Here is a 17176-nt window from a genome sequence, read left to right on the forward strand (position 1 = left end):
TAATTATAGTTAGTCTTTGCATCATAACTAGTGGCTCTTTTAGGTGCTTATATGCGCTTAATCGGTGGATTCGTCTTCGCTTGAGTTTTTGAATGTGCTGGCTTGAATATTGTGACGGTCTAACAAGCGATAAAATTCGGTACGGTTGCGTTGAGCAAGTCTTGCAGCTTGGGTAACATTGCCCTGTGTTGTTTTAAGGATGTTAATCAAATAATTAAACTCAAACTGTTGGCGCGCAACATCTAGTGGCACCACTGAGTTACTGCCTTCTTGTAATGCCTTTTGTACCAAATTGACTGGAATAACTTGGGTGGTCGCAAGTACCACGGTTTGCTCTACAATGTTTTGTAGCTGCCGCACATTGCCAGGCCAAGGGGCTGTAATCAGTGTTTCTAGGGCATCTGGTGCAAAGCTATGTAGCTTTTTCTTATATTTTTGACTAAATACTTGCAGAAAATGATTGGCTAATAGGCTTACATCTTCACGGCGATTAGCCAGAGATGGAATTTCTAAGCTAACTACATTAATGCGGTAAAACAAGTCTTCACGAAAGCGACCTTCTTTCATTTCATTGACTAAGTTGCGGTGCGTTGCAGAAATTAATCGTAAGTCTATCGGTATGTTAGTTGTGCTCCCCACAGGGCGTATCACGCGTTCTTGCAAGGCACGTAATACTTTAACCTGCAAGGCTTGTGGCATGTCACCTATCTCGTCCAAAAATAGCGTTCCACCTTCAGCACTTTGAAAAAGACCTACATGGTTATTGATAGCACCAGTAAACGCACCTTTGTTGTGGCCAAACAGTTCTGATTCGAGTAGATTTTCAGGAATTGCGCCACAGTTGATTGCTACAAATGGTTTTGCATTTCTTGCGCTATAACGATGAATGGCGCGTGCCAACAGCTCTTTACCAGAACCACTTTCACCTTGAATAAATACACTCGCATCCGTGTTTGCAACTAGTTTAGCTTGGCCAAGCAAGCTTTCCATGGTCGAACTGCGCGTTAAGATATCGGCACGCCAGGTATGATCTTCATTTGAGATTGTTTGCGTATGTGTACCATTCAAGCGTAGTGCAGACGCAACTTGTTGCAATAGGGCTTGGCTATCAAAGGGCTTCGTTAGAAAGCTGAACACACCTCTTTGTGTTGCATTAACGGCGTCTGGAATAGAGCCATGCGCCGTTAGCATGATGACAGGTAGGCTAGGGTGGGATTGTTGAATCGCATCTAGCAAAGCCATGCCATCCATCGCTGGCATGCGTAAGTCGCTAATCACCAAATCAGGCCGTTGAAGTATGATGGCAGACATAGCCTCAGCACCGTTGTTTGCAGTAACTGTATTATAGCCAGCAGCATTTAAGCGAATGCTTATAAGCTTGAGTATGTCTTTGTCATCGTCAACGATTAGAATGTTTGGAATTTGCATGGTCTTATCATATTTTAAGGTTTAATGACTGGCTTGAGAGATGCTTTGCTATCACGGTCACTAATGGTTTTTTCGATATTCTTTAAATCATTTAATTTCTTATCTAAAGCGTCATATTTTTGCTGTAAGGATTCTAACTTTTGTTGATATAACTCGAGTCTTTTTAAATCTTCTTTATTTTTTTGAGCAACTTTAATATCGTCTAAAACATGTTCGTAAAACAAACTGGTTAAAGCTGACTCAGTAGGATTCAGACCATTTTCTTGTAATAAATCTTGCAACAAGACTTGAGCTTTTGCTGGGTCACGTACGCGACTGCTTGGTAATGAAAACATAATAGCTAGCTTGATACGCTCTGTTAGGTCTGCTTTATTTTCTATGAGCGCACGATTCGTTTCGTTGAGCAATTTTTTTTGTGCTTCTAAAGTGCCGTTTGAAAAACGGTCAATAAACATAAGTAAGTTATTCACGCGATCTTGTTTGAAAGTTGAGGCATCTAATCTTTTAATCTGTAACGTTTTATTCTCGTTGTACTCTTTATTTGTATTTGCAGGTATATTCGACAAACTTTTACTTGCGCATGCGCTTAGCGAAAGTATTAAAACACTTAACCACATTATTACTTTTATTTTCATTTAATCTCCAATTGAGGGATGCTCACAATAAAATGTGCGCCTTGATCTGACTCAGTAAGTTTAATAACTCCTTGATGGGCATTCACTAAATCTTTTGCGATGGTAAGTCCTAAACCACTGCTGCCGATTAGACTTTGATGCAATGTATTACCGCGATAAAACGGGTCAAATAATTGAGCTTGATCAAGCTCAGCTAGACCGGGACCATTATCTTGGACCTCAATCAACCAACTATCCTTTTCCAATCTAGTCTGCACTGAAATTAAGCCTTGTTGCGGCGTGTACTTAACTGCGTTTGAAATAAGGTTGTCCAAAATAATGGTCAATTTCTCCTCATCAGCTACGACAGTCTTAACATTGTAGTTGGTTTCTACTATCAGCTCTTTATTTCTAATACTTAGTGCATGTGCATGAATCACCTTATTAATGACTAAAAACAAGTCAACTTTTTCTAATGTTAGCTTGGCTTCAATTGACTCCATCCGCGTGTAATTAAGTAGGTTTTCTATCATTCTTTGCAAGCGGATGCTATTTTCACGGAGAATCAAAGTAATCTCAGATTGCTGGGCTGAAAGCGCTCCACCAATGCCGTCATATAATAGCTCAGTGGCCTCTCTTATTGCGGTAAGTGGGGTTTTAAGTTCGTGAGATACATGCCTTAAAAACTGCTGTTTTTGCTCATCCACTTCTTTAAGTTCGTTTCGCAACCAATCTAAGCGCTGTCCTAGAATACGCAAGTCACCAGGCCCATCAATGGCAATGGGTTGGTCATATTCTCCTTTGCCTAAATGCCTTATGGCCGCATCCATACGCTTAATAGGTCTAGCTAATAAGTAGGTAATGGCTCCAGCTACTAGTAATGCTAGCGGGATAAGTACTAAGCTTTGCAGAAACAATTTTTTCTGTGTGTGTTGTACCGTGAGCGTCAATTGGCTAGAGGCAGCATCTATTGCCAAATTGTTTTCCTGCACAATGGTTTCTACCAATTGGGTGATTTCACTATAGTTATGCAGAAAGCCTAAATCTGCTCCGTTGATTTGCTTGCTGCTTAAAATAGCATCATGTAATTGAGATGTTTTTACGCTCAATAATTGCAGATTTTTATGCTGAGAAGGGGTGTTAGCCAAAGTTTCCAGCTGAGAAATTGCGTCATTAAATTTAATATGAGCTTGAGTATAGTTGTTAAACAGTACATTATCTTGCAGCACAAAATACTGCTTACTACTGCGTTCCATCAGGTTTAATTGTTCTTGTAAGACGCGCCCAGAGCGCGTGGTGACAACAGCGTTTGAAATAGTAATTTGACTTTGTTTGGCAAGGTTATCAAAAGCAATATTGGCATTCGCAAATACCCATAACAACGGCACAATTGCAAACGCAAAGCCTATTAATAATAACTTTAAAAATGAGCTTGGGTATTGAAATCGCATGCTCTTAGTCTAAAAGGTTTCCTTCAAAACATCTAGTATAATAGAGGCATGACTCAACTTTCTATCATTGTAGCTATTGCCAATAACCAAGTCATTGGTGTTAATAACACCTTACCATGGCACCTGCCAGAGGATCTCAAGCGTTTTCGCGCCTTAACTACAGGGCATCACATTATCATGGGGCGCAAAACTTATGAGTCGCTAGGACGCTTGTTACCAGGGCGTACCACGGTGATTGTTACCCGTAATAAAGACTATCAATTAGACGGTGCATTAATTGCCCATTCATTAGAAGCCGCAATCGCTTTATGCCAAGATGATGATGAGGTGTTTTTGATTGGTGGTGCTGAGTTATATCAAGATGGTTTAAAACTTGCGGATAAGCTATATATTACTGAGGTGAATTTAACGGTTGATGGGGATGCATTTTTCCCCGAATTTAATTTGAATTTATGGCAAGAAACCTCGCGAGAATCGCATATATCTGCGCAAGATTTACCGTTTAATTATATTACTTACACTCGAGAATAAAATTAACAGTAGTACAAAACGCCTAAAGTTATTTCTCAGTTATTCTTTAAAAAACCTAAAATAGGTTGAAAATAACCTATTTTAGGAAAGCTATACTTAATAAGTAAACAAAAGTTGCTTGCTTAATTGAGTGTCGGAATGTTATTTAGTTTTTGCTTTTTCATCCACTTTAACTATTTTTGAAGGCGCAGCAGGGGTTGCTTTTGCCACTTCTTTCTTTGGTGTTGCATATTTAACTGGCGTAGCTTTTGTTTTAGCTAGTTTTGCAATAGTAGTAGGGCCGCTTACAGAAATATCTTTACGAACACTTTGGGTAATTGCTGGACCTACGCCTTCAACTTTTTCCAGTTCATCAACTGATTTGAAGCCACCATTTTTTTTGCGATAATCTATAATGGCTTGAGCTTTCACTGGGCCAATCCCGTTCAGGCTCTCGAGTTCCGCTTGAGTGGCTGTATTTAGATTGACTCCAGCCATCGCGCTAATGTTGAAGCTTAAGAAGGTAAATAATGCTAATAATATTTTTGTCATTTTTGATTCTCCAAAGTTAAAAAGCAGTTTTAAACTAATAATTAAAATTCTTACTCAAAAAAATTGAATTAGTTTTCCTATCATAACTTAAAGATAACAATGATACAAATAGTTACAAATAGTTACAAATAAATAATATCCTTCACGGTCTTACTTAAGCTAGGTTTACAAAGCCAAGTTACATTCTTGGTAAATTGCTTCTAATGCCTTACTAGGATTTTCTGCTTTAGTAATTGGGCGACCTATGACTAGGTAGCTAGAGCCATTCTTTAATGCATCTGCTGGCGTAACAACGCGGGATTGATCGTCTTGGCTTGTATCAGCAGGGCGTATGCCAGGGGTTACTAGGCAGAATTTAGCACCTAATTTGGCACGTAACATTTTTGCCTCCAGCGCTGAGCAAACTACGCCGTCTAATCCAGCCTGCTGAGTAAGCGTAGCTAAATTTAGGACATGTGTGGCTAAGTCAGTTTGCACGCCTACTTGATTCAAACAAGCTTGGTTCATGCTAGTCAGTACGGTAACTGCTATGAGTAATGGTTTGGATTCACTTTCTTGAACGGCTTGTTGTGCCGCTTGCATCATTTCTAACCCGCCACTGGCATGCACATTGAGCATCCAAACACCTAAATTGCTTGCTGCAGAACATGCTTTTGCTACAGTATTTGGAATATCATGAAATTTTAGGTCTAAAAACACTCCGAAATTTGAGCGAGTGAGTTGTTCTACAAATTGCGGACCTGTCGCAGTAAATAGCTCCTTACCAACTTTTAATCGGCAAAGTGCTGGATCTAGCTGTTCAACTAGTTTGAGTGCGCTTGCTGTGTCTTGGTAATCAAGTGCAACGATAATTTTAGGGTCGTTATTCATAGGTGAGGTATGCTTTAAATGGTAGTTGGTTCTGCGGGCAGCGCTTCCCATGCGTTACATGCGGGGCATTGCCAATGATGATATTTGGCTTTAAACCCACATTGCCCACAGTGATAAGCGGTTTTATTGCCTACAGCATGACGCACGGTCTGTTGCATAAGCTGAATATCATTAAATGTAGTATTTTCTGAATGGTTGCTGTGCTGCTTGAGGGCAATAGTTCTAGCTTGTAATAGTTGATCTAGCACGCTTAAGCTTGGCATTTTAATGAGCTCTGTACGCGCCAATATAGCTGCGCTTTCAGGGCCTTTCTCTGCTAAAGTCGCTTCGTACAGTACATTAATCAGGGAGGCTAATTTGTAGTTTTGCAAATAGGTTTGTAGTAGCGCTAAGCCTTCCGAGGTTTGGTTAAGTGCTCTATAGCTTGTCAGTAACTTGGGGGCGATTAAGCCTAAGTATTCTGGTTGTTGAAACTCTATTCTGCGCCAAGTGGAAATGGCTTCTTTGTGAGCATCGGCTTCGGCTTCCATATCGCCTAATAGTACATTAGCTCGCACACAGTTTTTATTCGCATTGAGTGCTTGTTCTAGTTCGAATCTTGCAGTGTGTAAATCATTTGCTAATTTGGATTTAACTGCCATTTCGCAATAATAATGCGCAACCTCCACACGGAAGGGTACGCCAGATAAGCGCTCTAACTCTGTGGCAGCTTTAATCGCGCGCTCCCATTCGCGCTCTCTTACATAAATTTCTAGTAAAGCACGCAGGGCTGGTTGACGGTACCTATCATCATCTAGCGATTCAAAGAGTTCTTCCGCGCGGTCTAACAAGCCAGCTTTTAGATAATCTTGGGCAAGCTCAGCAGTCACAGCTAATTTTTGTTGAGGTTCTAAATCTTTTTTATTTAACAGGCTTAAATGCAAATGAATAGCGCGGTCTACTTCACCGCGTTTTCTAAACAAGCTGCCTAATGCAAAATGCAGTTCTAATGAGTCTGTATTCGCTTGTACGGCCTCAGAAAAAGCCTCTATGGCTTTGTCATGTTGATTCGTTATAAGGAAATTTAATCCTTTAAAATAAGCCGCAGGTAGGGCAGTAGATTCAGCTAGTAGTTGTTTAAGGTCTACGCGAGCAGCGAGCCAACCTAAGCTAAAAAATAGGGGCAGGGCTAATAACCACCAAAATTCAAATTCCATGAGGTTTCGCTTTTACTGATGCTAGTTTATATAGGAGGATATTCAATTGCGTTATACCAGTTGATTTGCATATATATTGCATACGTATAATTTTAGCTCAAATAATTCAATATAGTTCGCTTTACTAAAGCTGTTTATTGGCTAGACAATAAAATTGATGAACAATAAAAAACGGCAGCTTATGGCTGCCGTTTTTTATTTAAACATTAATACTTAAAACTAAAAGTTAATTTAGATATTAACCAAGATAGTTAACTCAGATATTTAACCTAAGTCCACACGTTCACGTAACTCTTTACCAGCTTTAAAGTGAGGTACATGTTTTTCAGGTACTTGAACTTTACTGCCAGTTTTAGGGTTGCGACCTAAACGTGGTGGACGATAATTTAAGCTAAAGCTACCAAAGCCACGTATCTCGATTCGCTCACCAGTAGCGAGGTTATCGGACATTGCATCTAAAATCGCCTTGACTGAGAGTTCCGCATCTTTAACTACTAACTGTGGAAAACGCTCAGCAAGCAAGGTGATTAGTTCAGATTTAGTCATGCTTTATGTGCCTTTATCTTAACTATTTAGTTTATTTTTTGCTGTCTAATTTAGCTTTTAATAAAGCACCAAGGTTTGTTGTACCAGCAGAAGCTGCGTCATTTGGTACTTGTGGTGCAGCATCTTTAGCTTTTGCAGATTTAGCTTTAGGTTTAGCATCTGATTTTTCTTCAGTTGAAGCAGTTGCGCCTGAAGGGTCAGCAGAAAGTTGTTTAACACCTAATGAAATACGCTCTTTTTCTACATCAATAGCCAAGATAACTGCTTGTAATTCGTCGCCTTTTTTGAAGTTGCGGATAGCTTCTTCGCCAGTTTGTGACCATGATAGATCTGACAAGTGAACTAAACCATCGATACCGCCTGGCAAGCCAATGAACACGCCAAAGTCAGTGATTGATTTGATTTGACCTGAAACGATATCACCTTTGTGATGTGTTGCAGAGAAATCGTCCCATGGGTTAGCTTTACATTGTTTCATACCCAATGATAGACGACGACGAGCTTCGTCGATTTCAAGAATCATCACTTCAACTTCGTCGCCTAATTGAGCGATTTTGCCTGGGTGAATGTTTTTGTTAGTCCAATCCATTTCAGAAACGTGAACTAAACCTTCGATACCTGGTTCGATTTCAACGAATGCACCGTAATCAGTCAAGTTTGAAACTTTACCGAATAGACGTGTTGAAACTGGGTAACGACGAGTTAATGCAACCCATGGATCGTCGCCCAATTGTTTGATACCTAGTGAAACACGGTTTTTCTCTTGATCAAATTTCAAGATTTTTGCTTCAACTTCTTCACCTACTGTTAATACTTCAGATGGGTGTTTTACACGACGCCATGCTAAGTCAGTAATGTGTAGCAAACCATCAATGCCGCCCAAATCAACGAATGCACCGTAGTCTGTAATATTTTTAACGATACCTTTAACCACTGCGCCTTCAGCCAATGTGCCCATTAATGCTTCGCGATCTGCACCAGCACTAACTTCCATTACTGCACGACGTGAAACAACGATGTTGTTACGTTTGCGGTCGATTTTGATTACTTTTAGGTCACATTCTTTATTTTCGAATGGAGTAGTGTCTTTTACTGGACGTACATCAACCAATGAACCTGGCAAGAAAGCCATGATGCCATTTACAGAAACGCGTAAACCACCTTTAACTTTACCGCTTACGAAACCTTTAATGATGCGACCTTCGTTCATTGCATCTTCTAAATCTAACCATGTTTCCATGCGTTTAGCTTTTTCGCGTGAAAGCAATGTTGAACCGAAACCATCTTCTAGTTTTTCGATTAACACTTTAACGAAGTCACCAACTTGCACTTCGATTTCGCCTTGAGCGTTTTTGAATTCTTCAGCAGCGATAACGCTTTCTGATTTTAGACCAGCATTAACAATTACGTGATCTTGGTCAACTGAGATAACCTCAGCTGTAATCACTTCACCAGAACGCATTTCTTGGTGAGCTAAGCTTTCTTCAAAAAGCGCAGCAAATGATTCCATGGGTGAAGCAGTAGATGTAGAAGTAGAAGCCATTAAATAAAATTACCTAAAAAATAATCCCACCTAGCAGTGGGGTGATTAAAAAAACCTGCGAATCAATGTAAAACGCAGACGAAAAATTCTTAAAATTACTAAAGATAGAATTATAACTAAAACATTGAAAAATAAAAGACTATTCGCTAAATTTATTAGTAATTTTCTACTAAAAACCGTATAAAAACTTAACTAATTGGCAGAATTTGGTATTTTTGCAAAATATAGTCAACGGCTGCCGAAATACCTACATTGTCAGTTTCTAGTAAAATGGCATCATCAGCCATGACTAATGGTGCGCTTGCGCGTCCTTTATCCCTAGCGTCACGTTCAGTTAAGTCTTGCAGGATGCTCTCATAATTAGCGGGTTCGTTCTTGCCTAGCAGTTGTTTGTAGCGGCGTAGTGCGCGCGTTTCAGTACTTGCAGTGAGAAATACTTTCAATTCTGCTTTCGGAAATATTACGGTTCCCATGTCGCGCCCATCCGCCACTAAGCCAGGGGCTTTGCAAAAATTATGTTGTATCTCGACTAGCGCTGCGCGTAATGGCGCGTGTACCGCTACTTGTGATGCGCCTTTGCCGATTTCTTCAGTGCGTATTTCGTTGGAAACATCTTTATTATTAAGTAAAACCTGCTCGTTGATAAATTCAATTTTGAGTGTTTTGCAGCATGCGGTAACGGCTAACGCGTCACTCCAAGCGATATTGTTTTGCTGCGCGGCAAAAGCAACGATGCGGTATAACGCGCCAGAATCTAAATAATGAAAACCAAGCTTGCTCGCGACAAGCTGTGCAACAGTGCCTTTACCTGATGCGGAAGGCCCATCAATGGCGATGACTGGAGTGGGGTTAACTAATGGCAATATTTTTAAACTCTTTAAAATAGTTAGGGAATGTTTTATTAACGCAAGCAGGGTCGTTAATCGTAATAGGCACGCCGCCGAGTGACACAAGTGAGAAGCACATCGCCATGCGGTGATCGTCGTAGGTATCAATCACTGCATTAGGTGTGAGTTGTGCAGGCGGGGTGATTTTAATGTAATCAGCACCTTCTTCTACAATCGCGCCAACTTTGCGTAACTCAGTTGCCATGGCTGCGATACGGTCTGTTTCTTTCACACGCCAGCTGGCGATGTTACGCAAAGTTGAAGTGCCTTCTGCAAACAAGGCTACAATTGCTAAAGTCATTGCGGCATCAGGGATGTGGTTGCAGTCAATATTTAATGGTAGAAGTTTGCCTCCAACAGGGGCGCGAGATTCAATCCAGTTATCACCCCAGCTAATTATGGCATTCATGTAGCTTAAGGGGGCTGTAGTATATACAGGTTGACCTAAAGGTCCTGTAAATTTTACATCGCCCTGAATGCTATCTTTGCTTATGCCTATAACGCGCACTGGCCCACCACTAATCGCGCCCGCTGCCAAAAAATATGAAGCTGAAGAGGCATCACCTTCAACAAAAAATATGCCCGGGCTTTTATAGCTACAGTTTTCTGGAATTGTAAAACGTTCCCAACCATCTCGAACTACATCGATACCAAACTTAGCCATTAAATTAAGCGTAATTTCAATGTAAGGTTTAGAAATTAATTCACCAACAACCTCAATAGTAGCTTTTTGTTTTGTGAGTGGAAGAGCCATGAGTAATGCAGTTAAAAACTGGCTTGAAACATCACCACGAATCTTAATTGGTTTAGATAAATCAATTTTAGGTGGGTAAAGTTTTAATGGTGGAAAGCCATTGTTAGCTAAGTAATGAACTTCTGAACCAGCTTGTTTTAATGCATCCACCAAATCACCAATAGGTCGTTCATGCATGCGTGGCACACCTGAAAGAGTGTAGTCCCCGCCTGCTAAAGCAAGGGCAGCTGTGAGCGGTCTAAAAGCCGTGCCCGCATTGCCAAGAAAAATTTCAGCGTTTTTATTCGGAAAATTACCGTTACAACCTGTTACGCGCCAAGCATTTTCTGCAAAATTTTCTAGTTTAACTCCTAATGTTTGCAGGGCTTCTAGCATACGTGATGTGTCGTCAGAAGCTAGTAGGTCGCGAATCTCGGTAACGCCACTAGCTAAAGCAGCCAGCAATAAAGTGCGATTTGAGATGCTTTTTGAACCAGGAAGCGTAATAGTGCCTTGTGCTTTATGTCTTGCGGGTAGTGATAGTTGTTCCATTTTTACATTTCTTTATTGTTTATTTTTTGCCCAAGCATTGCGTGCAACACTGGCGCGCTCAAAAAGGGCTTGTATTCCAGCACCATCTTCGTTTGCAAGTAGGTTTTTAAGTTGGCTTAGTTCACTTTCAAAGGCTCTTATCTCACTTAAAAGAGCGTCTTTGTTAGCTAAACTGATGTCGCGCCACATTTCTGGGTGACTGCCTGCGATTCGGGTGAAATCTCTAAAACCACTTGCTGCGAAGCTAAATAGTTGTGCGGCATTAGGGCGTGAGGCGATGTCATCGACTAATGCAAACGCTAATAAGTGCGGTAAATGACTCACTGCAGCAAAAATACTGTCATGCGTTTCAGCTGGCATTTCGCTCACATTAGCGCCACATTCACGCCAAAATTCAGCGACTATGGCTACGGCATCTTGGTTGGTTTCCGCGGTAGGCGTTAATACAACGTTTTTACCTATATATAAATCAGCCATTGCAGCGGTTACGCCACTTTTTTCTGCGCCCGCGATTGGATGGCCGCCAACAAACTGGTTGAATTGTTCACCTAATACTTCTTTTGCACACGCCAAAACGTCACACTTTGTGCTGCCTGCATCCGTAATAATGGTATTGCTTTTTATATGAGGTTTTATGCTGTATAAGATGCTTGCTGTTTGTGCAACTGGTGCAGCAATCATTACTAAATCAGCATCTTTAAGTGCTGCATGCATATTGACTTCTTGCGTATCAGAAAATGCATCAATCACGCTTAGATTAAGCGCTTCTTGCAGACTTTCTTGGCTGCGACCAATGCCTATAATATGTGTTGCGCTGGCCTTCTTAAGCGCTAGCGCAAAAGAACCACCAATCAAACCCACACCAAAAATGACGATTTTTTTCAAAAGTTAAATATTTAGCAGAAAATGCTACACCAAAAAATGCTACACAAAGAAAGTGCGATCAATCGCAAAACCAAATTGTAGCATTTTTGCTATTTAACTTTTAGATATCCCTGCTTATTTAATTTTCATAACATTAGAGGCACTTCCACACACCATCGATCAGCATCTCAAGTGGCTTATAATTTTGTTTATAAGCCATTTTTTTGCTTTCTCTAATCCAATAGCCTAAGTATAAATAAGGAAAATTTAGGGATTTCACCCATTCCGCCTGCCATAGTACGTTGTAAGTGCCTAAGCTTGCATGTGCGTCGCTGGTGTCGTAAAAAGTGTAAACGGCTGATATGCCATCGAGCACAATATCAATCACACTAACCATTTTAAGTTGATTGTTTTCTCTAAACTCTACCATTACGCTTTCTACATTGGTTTGGCATAAAAAACTTTGGTATTGTTCAATTTTTTCAATTTCGGTTTTTCGGCCTGAATCTTGGTCAGAGTGTAGTTCAGATTCCGCATGCCGCGCATCTTGGTAAGCTGCATATAGCGCGTAGTGCTCTTTGTGGTAAGCAATTGGCAGAATAGTTGTGGTTAGGTTCTGGTGTTGTTTGAAAGCGCGCTTCTGGCTGCGATTTGGCACAAAGTCATTCAGCTTGATTCTTACAGGTATGCATTCTCGGCAGTTTTCGCAATGTGGTCTGTAGGCAAACTTACCACTACGTCTAAAGCCTTGTTGAATAAGGCCGCTATATATATGGGCATCGATTAAATGTTGTGGGGTCGCTATTAAACTTTGTGCAAGTTTATTGGGTAAATAGCCGCAAGTATAGCCAGTGGTCACGTAAAATTGCAGCTTGTTTAAAGGTGGTTCAGATGGCGTTGTCATGTTCCGTGCTTATTCAATTAAGACCGTGTTAAAAGTTTAAGATGTTGCATAAATTGGTCTCGCTCAATCTCGCGACCGCCAAAGCTGGCGAGTAATGGTGTTTTCATCTGGCAATCAATCAGCCCAACATTTTGCGTTTGTAAGTATTTAACTAGATGTACAAAGGCAACTTTTGAAGCATCCGTCACATGATGAAACATACTTTCTCCATAAAACATACGCCCAATTTTAATTCCATAACAACCGCCGACCAGTTGATTGTCAAGCCAGCTTTCCATACTTATGGCATAGCCTAAGCGGTTAAGTTCACAGTAAGCTTCAATCATTTCCGGGCTAATCCAAGTGCCTGCTGGATTGTTGTTTTTATCTAATCTAGGTGTGTTGCTACAGGCGGCCATGACTGCACGAAAGTCTGTATTAAAGCGTACTTCGAAGGGCTGTTTTTTTAGCGTTTTTTTAAGTGAATTCGATATTTTTAATTCATCTGGGAAAAGCACCATGCGCGGGCTTGGGCTCCACCACATCACAGGTTCGCCTTCGCTATACCATGGAAATATACCATGTTGATAAGCGCTTAATAGGCGCTTTGCAGATAAATCACCGCCAATTGCGATTAAGCCATTTGGCTCTTTTAGCGCCCTAGCTAAAGGCGGAAAGTCGCAGTCTTCTTCTAGGCTGGCGACTCGTCCATTGGGTAGCTGATAATAGGCGTAGCTCATAAACTTTATGTGAATTTATTAATCAATGCAATTGACTGTAAATGTTAGTTTACCTTGTTTAGCCTTTATGATTAAATGAATCCTATGTCTTTGTCATCGCGCAAACTTTTAAGATTATTTGTGTTGCTATTGCTAACAGTTTTCATTAGTGAAACTGTTTATGCAAGCGGCATGATGGCATCTGTGCAAGTTATCCCTAGTCATACAGAAGCGTCCGCTGAACTTTGTCATGATGTGCCTAACGCACAACAGGCCCATGAAAAGCAGCACGCGCATGCAAGCTGTAAAGATTGCAGTCATTGTTTTGCTTGTTTTTCAATGATGATACAAGCGCCTTTGATTGCACCTACGTTAAAAAAACAATTGATTGCAACAACTCTTTTTGTTGAAATTTATCACTCTCCTAGCACTATTCAACCTCAAAAACCACCCATAGCTTAGCTCTCAAAGCTTTGTGCTGCCCGTTGTTTATGCATTGTAAACGGCGAGCAGACAATCAATTTTAGTTTTACTGTGATGAATGCACGGTAAAACCAGACTTTTTTAGATGGGATTTATATGAAATTTTTCCAAAACAAGTTCACTAAAACGCTCACTTGCGCATTAGCGAGCTTGACTCTAGTTGGCTGTGCAACATTTTCTCAAGACGGTGGCTTTGAGGGAGTGAAAAAAGTAAGTACAGCACATATCAAGCAAGAAATTGTTTGGACAAAATCTGAGGCTGAGCAAAAAGTTGTAGACGATAGAGTGTCTGAGTTGTTAAAAACTCCTTTGAATGCGGATAGTGCTGTACAACTCGCTCTGCTTAACAATAAAGATTTGCAGGCTTCATTTTATAAGCTTGGTATTTCTGAAGCTGATGTTGTGCAAGCAGGTCGTTTGCCAAATCCTAAATTTTCTATGTTTTATGCCAGAAATAATGGCGATTACAAAATAGAGCAGGCGCTGACGTTTAATATTTTTTCGCTTATCACCATCCCCAAATTGCTTGAAATTGAGCGTAGCAATTTTGAAAGAACTAAGCAATCCGTCGCACTTGATGTTTTAAATTTAGCGTATGAAACGCGACTTGCCTACTTTAATGCGGTGGCGGCCAATGAGCGCTTGAGCTATAGCGAACAAGTTAAAGAGTCTGCGGAGGCAAGTGCTGAGTTGGCAAGACGTATGGTGAAAGCCGGTAATTGGAATGCGCTTGAGCGGGCGACAGAGCAGAGTTTCTATGTTGAGGCCATTGTTGATTATTTCAACGCGAAAAACCAAAAAACTAGTGCGCATGAAGCCTTATCGCGCTTAGTTGCACTGCCTGTAGAGCAGTTAAGTTTGGAAAAACGCCTGCCTGATTTACCGCAAACCATAGACAAATTAAATGATTATGAAGAAACCGCATTCGAACAACGCTTAGATTTGCAAGCAATGCGTTTAGAAACGCAAGCTTTAGCTAAACAATTGGGGTTAACCAAAACTACTCGTTTCATCAATGTGCTAGAAATTGGCCCCGCAAGAGTGCTAGAAGGTCGACGTGGTGATCCTTATAAAAAAGGCGTAGATATTTCATTCGAATTACCTTTGTTTGACTGGGGTGGAGCGAAAGTTGCACATGCTGAGGCAACCTATATGCAAGCAGTTAATCGCACTGCGCAATTGGCGATTAATGCCCAATCAGAAATTCGTGAGGCTTATAGCCGCTATAAAACCAACTATGACTTAGCTAAACACTACCGCGATGAGATCGTGCCGCTGCGCAAAAAAGTTTTGCAAGAAAATCAGCTACGCTACAACGGCATGTTAATCAGCCCGTTTGAGCTGTTTGCCAATGCACGTGCACAAGTGCAAAGCGTGAATAGTTATATTGCAACTTTAAATGAGTTTTGGTTGGAGCAAACAACACTAGAAATGTCGTTGATTGGCCGCGCCAGCAAAGAGGGGAAATAAAAATGAACAATTTATTAAGTAGACGCAATTTTTTTAAATTAGCGGGTGCTGGTATCGCAGCCTCTACCGTGAGTAAAGTCGCAATGGCAGCTTTGCCAGAAATTGTTGCGGCAGAAAATGCAAATACACAATCGCAGTTACAACCTAATACTGGTCGGCCCTACAACCCTGTGGTGACATTGAATGGTTGGAGTCTGCCTTGGCGTATGAAAAATGGCGTGAAAGAGTTTCACTTGGTTGCAGAGCCTGTTGTCCGTGAAATCGCACCTGGTATGAAAGCGCATTTGTGGGGTTATAACGGTCAAAGCCCAGGCCCAACCATTGAGGTGGTAGAGGGCGATAAGGTACGTATTTTTGTAACCAACAGATTGCCCGAGATAACCAGCGTACATTGGCATGGACAGCCATTGCCAAATGGTATGGATGGCGTTAGTGGATTAACACAAGCGCCAATTGAGCCAGGTAAAACCTATGTATACGAGTTTGAAGCAAAGCGTGCAGGTAGTTTTATGTACCATCCGCATGCCGATGAAATGACGCAGATGGCTATGGGTCTGATGGGGAGTTGGGTGACGCATCCTAAAAATCCTAAATTCATGCCAGTCGATAGAGATTTTATTTTCTTGCTCAATGCCTACGATATTGACCCAGGAAGCTACACACCAAAAATAAACACGATGTTGGATTTTAATTTATGGACATGGAATAGCCGTGCATTCCCGGGGATTGACCCACTCGTGGTGCGTAAGAATGACCGAGTGCGTATTCGTATGGGTAATCTCACCATGACTAATCATCCTATGCATTTGCATGGTCATGAGTTTCAAGTAACCGGTACCGATGGTGGCTGGGTGCCACCTACGGCTAGGTGGCCGGAAGTAACAACGGATATTGGCGTGGGACAAATGCGCGCCATTGAATTTGTGGCGAATAATCCCGGTGATTGGGCATTACATTGCCATAAAAGTCATCACACCATGAATGCGATGGGGCATCAAGTGCCAACGTTAATAGGTGTTAAGCAGGGCGACTTGGTCGATAAAATCAGTAACTTAGTGCCAGATTATATGCCAATGGGTGAAACGGGTATGGCTGAAATGAGCGAGATGGCGGCGATGATGCCGATGCCATTGCCAGAGAATACCTTACCGATGATGACTGGCAAAGGACAGTTTGGCGATGTGAACATGGGTGGTATGTTTTCTGTTTTAAAAGTGCGTGAAGGTTTAGCGAAAGGCGATTATAAAGACCCAGGAAATTATAAGTTTCCTAAAGGTACGACGGCCTATGGGTTTGTAGGTGATACGCCAGAACCGCCAAGGCAAGCTGTGGATTCTATAAAGTCTGAAAAGCCTGTAGTAGAGTTGCAGGTACGCAAACCTACTGGCCATGAAGGACATTAATCAGGAGTTGTCATGAAATATATTATTTTTAAATATTTAATCACAGCGGGCGTGGTGGTCATGGTTTCAGAGTTTGCTAAGCGCAGTGACAAGCTCGGCGGCTTGATTGCTGCATTGCCCTTGGTGACCGTGCTTACACTAATTTGGCTATATGTGGAGCATCAACCCACCAGTAAAATTGCCAATCATGCCTACTACACTTTTTGGTATGTATTGCCAACGTTGCCTATGTTTTTACTTTTCCCTTACTTGCTGCCTAAATGGGGGTTTGTGCTTACTTTGACAGCCTGTGTGGTATTTACTATAGCTACTTTTTTATTATTCGCCTTATTAGTAAAACAGTTTGGTATAGACCTAATTTAGATAGGGTTAATTTAACACATGTTTTTATAAAAAAAGCTTCTTAATCATACGATTAGCGCGTAAAATGCGCGAACTTAAAAAATTGTAGCGAATACCTTGGAACAATATA

Annotated in this window: 18 protein-coding genes; 5 read left to right on the forward strand and 13 right to left on the reverse strand. The window is 41.1% G+C overall.

Annotated elements, in window-relative coordinates:
- Window positions 1-57: 57 nt before the first annotated feature.
- The 3 genes from PSV17_RS04000 to PSV17_RS04010 are packed head-to-tail and all read right to left on the reverse strand — an operon-like array spanning window position 58 to window position 3493.
- A complete protein-coding gene (locus PSV17_RS04000; protein WP_300479909.1) occupies window positions 58-1428 on the reverse strand; it encodes a sigma 54-interacting transcriptional regulator in 1371 nt (456 codons plus the stop codon).
- Window positions 1429-1442: 14 nt separating this feature from the next.
- Window positions 1443-2063 (reverse strand): hypothetical protein, encoded by a 621-nt coding sequence (locus tag PSV17_RS04005; RefSeq protein ID WP_300479911.1) that lies wholly within the window; start codon window positions 2061-2063, stop codon window positions 1443-1445.
- Window positions 2060-3493, reverse strand: a complete 1434-nt coding sequence (locus PSV17_RS04010; RefSeq protein WP_300479913.1) for a HAMP domain-containing sensor histidine kinase — start codon at window positions 3491-3493, stop codon at window positions 2060-2062. The genes PSV17_RS04005 and PSV17_RS04010 overlap by 4 nt, the downstream gene beginning before the upstream one ends.
- 48 nt (window positions 3494-3541) lie before the next feature.
- Between PSV17_RS04010 and PSV17_RS04015 the strand changes: the two genes are divergently transcribed.
- Window positions 3542-4024, forward strand: a complete 483-nt coding sequence (locus tag PSV17_RS04015) for a dihydrofolate reductase (protein ID WP_300479915.1) — start codon at window positions 3542-3544, stop codon at window positions 4022-4024.
- 141 nt (window positions 4025-4165) lie between these two features.
- On the opposite strand, the gene PSV17_RS04020 is transcribed toward PSV17_RS04015, so the two are convergent.
- From PSV17_RS04020 to aat, 10 genes are all read right to left on the reverse strand, one after another.
- Window positions 4166-4555 carry a helix-hairpin-helix domain-containing protein gene (locus tag PSV17_RS04020; RefSeq protein WP_300479917.1) on the reverse strand — a complete coding sequence of 130 codons (390 nt, stop codon included), beginning with the start codon at window positions 4553-4555 and terminating at the stop codon, window positions 4166-4168.
- A gap of 165 nt (window positions 4556-4720) precedes the next feature.
- Window positions 4721-5425: an orotidine-5'-phosphate decarboxylase gene (gene pyrF / locus PSV17_RS04025; protein WP_300479919.1), complete on the reverse strand. Its 705-nt coding sequence runs from the start codon at window positions 5423-5425 to the stop codon at window positions 4721-4723.
- A 14-nt stretch (window positions 5426-5439) separates the two neighbouring features.
- Window positions 5440-6621, reverse strand: coding sequence for a lipopolysaccharide assembly protein LapB (gene lapB / locus PSV17_RS04030; protein ID WP_300479921.1), 1182 nt, complete (start codon window positions 6619-6621; stop codon window positions 5440-5442).
- A gap of 264 nt (window positions 6622-6885) precedes the next feature.
- A complete protein-coding gene (locus PSV17_RS04035; RefSeq protein WP_013148307.1) occupies window positions 6886-7167 on the reverse strand; it encodes an integration host factor subunit beta in 282 nt (93 codons plus the stop codon).
- A 31-nt stretch (window positions 7168-7198) separates the two neighbouring features.
- Window positions 7199-8710 (reverse strand): 30S ribosomal protein S1, encoded by a 1512-nt coding sequence (rpsA, locus tag PSV17_RS04040; RefSeq protein WP_300479922.1) that lies wholly within the window; start codon window positions 8708-8710, stop codon window positions 7199-7201.
- Between the two features lie 188 nt (window positions 8711-8898).
- A complete protein-coding gene (gene cmk, locus PSV17_RS04045; protein ID WP_300479924.1) occupies window positions 8899-9573 on the reverse strand; it encodes a (d)CMP kinase in 675 nt (224 codons plus the stop codon).
- Window positions 9560-10882 (reverse strand): 3-phosphoshikimate 1-carboxyvinyltransferase, encoded by a 1323-nt coding sequence (gene aroA, locus PSV17_RS04050; protein WP_300479925.1) that lies wholly within the window; start codon window positions 10880-10882, stop codon window positions 9560-9562. The genes cmk and aroA overlap by 14 nt, the downstream gene beginning before the upstream one ends.
- A gap of 12 nt (window positions 10883-10894) precedes the next feature.
- Window positions 10895-11767, reverse strand: a complete 873-nt coding sequence (locus PSV17_RS04055) for a prephenate dehydrogenase/arogenate dehydrogenase family protein (RefSeq protein ID WP_300479927.1) — start codon at window positions 11765-11767, stop codon at window positions 10895-10897.
- Between the two features lie 133 nt (window positions 11768-11900).
- On the reverse strand, window positions 11901-12650 hold the full coding sequence (locus PSV17_RS04060; protein ID WP_300479929.1) for an arginyltransferase: 750 nt from the start codon (window positions 12648-12650) through the stop codon (window positions 11901-11903).
- Window positions 12651-12667: 17 nt separating this feature from the next.
- A complete protein-coding gene (aat, locus tag PSV17_RS04065; RefSeq protein ID WP_300479931.1) occupies window positions 12668-13369 on the reverse strand; it encodes a leucyl/phenylalanyl-tRNA--protein transferase in 702 nt (233 codons plus the stop codon).
- Between the two features lie 84 nt (window positions 13370-13453).
- On the opposite strand from aat, the gene PSV17_RS04070 reads away from it, so the two are divergent.
- The 4 genes from PSV17_RS04070 to PSV17_RS04085 all read left to right on the forward strand — a co-directional run bounded on the left by PSV17_RS04070 (window position 13454) and on the right by PSV17_RS04085 (window position 17067).
- Window positions 13454-13810 (forward strand): hypothetical protein, encoded by a 357-nt coding sequence (locus PSV17_RS04070; protein ID WP_300479932.1) that lies wholly within the window; start codon window positions 13454-13456, stop codon window positions 13808-13810.
- A 117-nt stretch (window positions 13811-13927) separates the two neighbouring features.
- On the forward strand, window positions 13928-15301 hold the full coding sequence (locus PSV17_RS04075; RefSeq protein WP_300479933.1) for a TolC family protein: 1374 nt from the start codon (window positions 13928-13930) through the stop codon (window positions 15299-15301).
- Window positions 15302-15303: 2 nt separating this feature from the next.
- The gene (locus PSV17_RS04080; RefSeq protein WP_300479934.1) at window positions 15304-16704 is read left to right on the forward strand and encodes a copper oxidase; all 1401 of its coding nucleotides are present in this window, start codon (window positions 15304-15306) and stop codon (window positions 16702-16704) included.
- A 12-nt stretch (window positions 16705-16716) separates the two neighbouring features.
- On the forward strand, window positions 16717-17067 hold the full coding sequence (locus PSV17_RS04085) for a DUF3147 family protein (RefSeq protein ID WP_300479935.1): 351 nt from the start codon (window positions 16717-16719) through the stop codon (window positions 17065-17067).
- The last annotated feature ends 109 nt before the right edge of the window (window positions 17068-17176 follow it).

The organism is Methylotenera sp. (assembly GCF_029946165.1).
Classification (GTDB): domain Bacteria; phylum Pseudomonadota; class Gammaproteobacteria; order Burkholderiales; family Methylophilaceae; genus Methylotenera.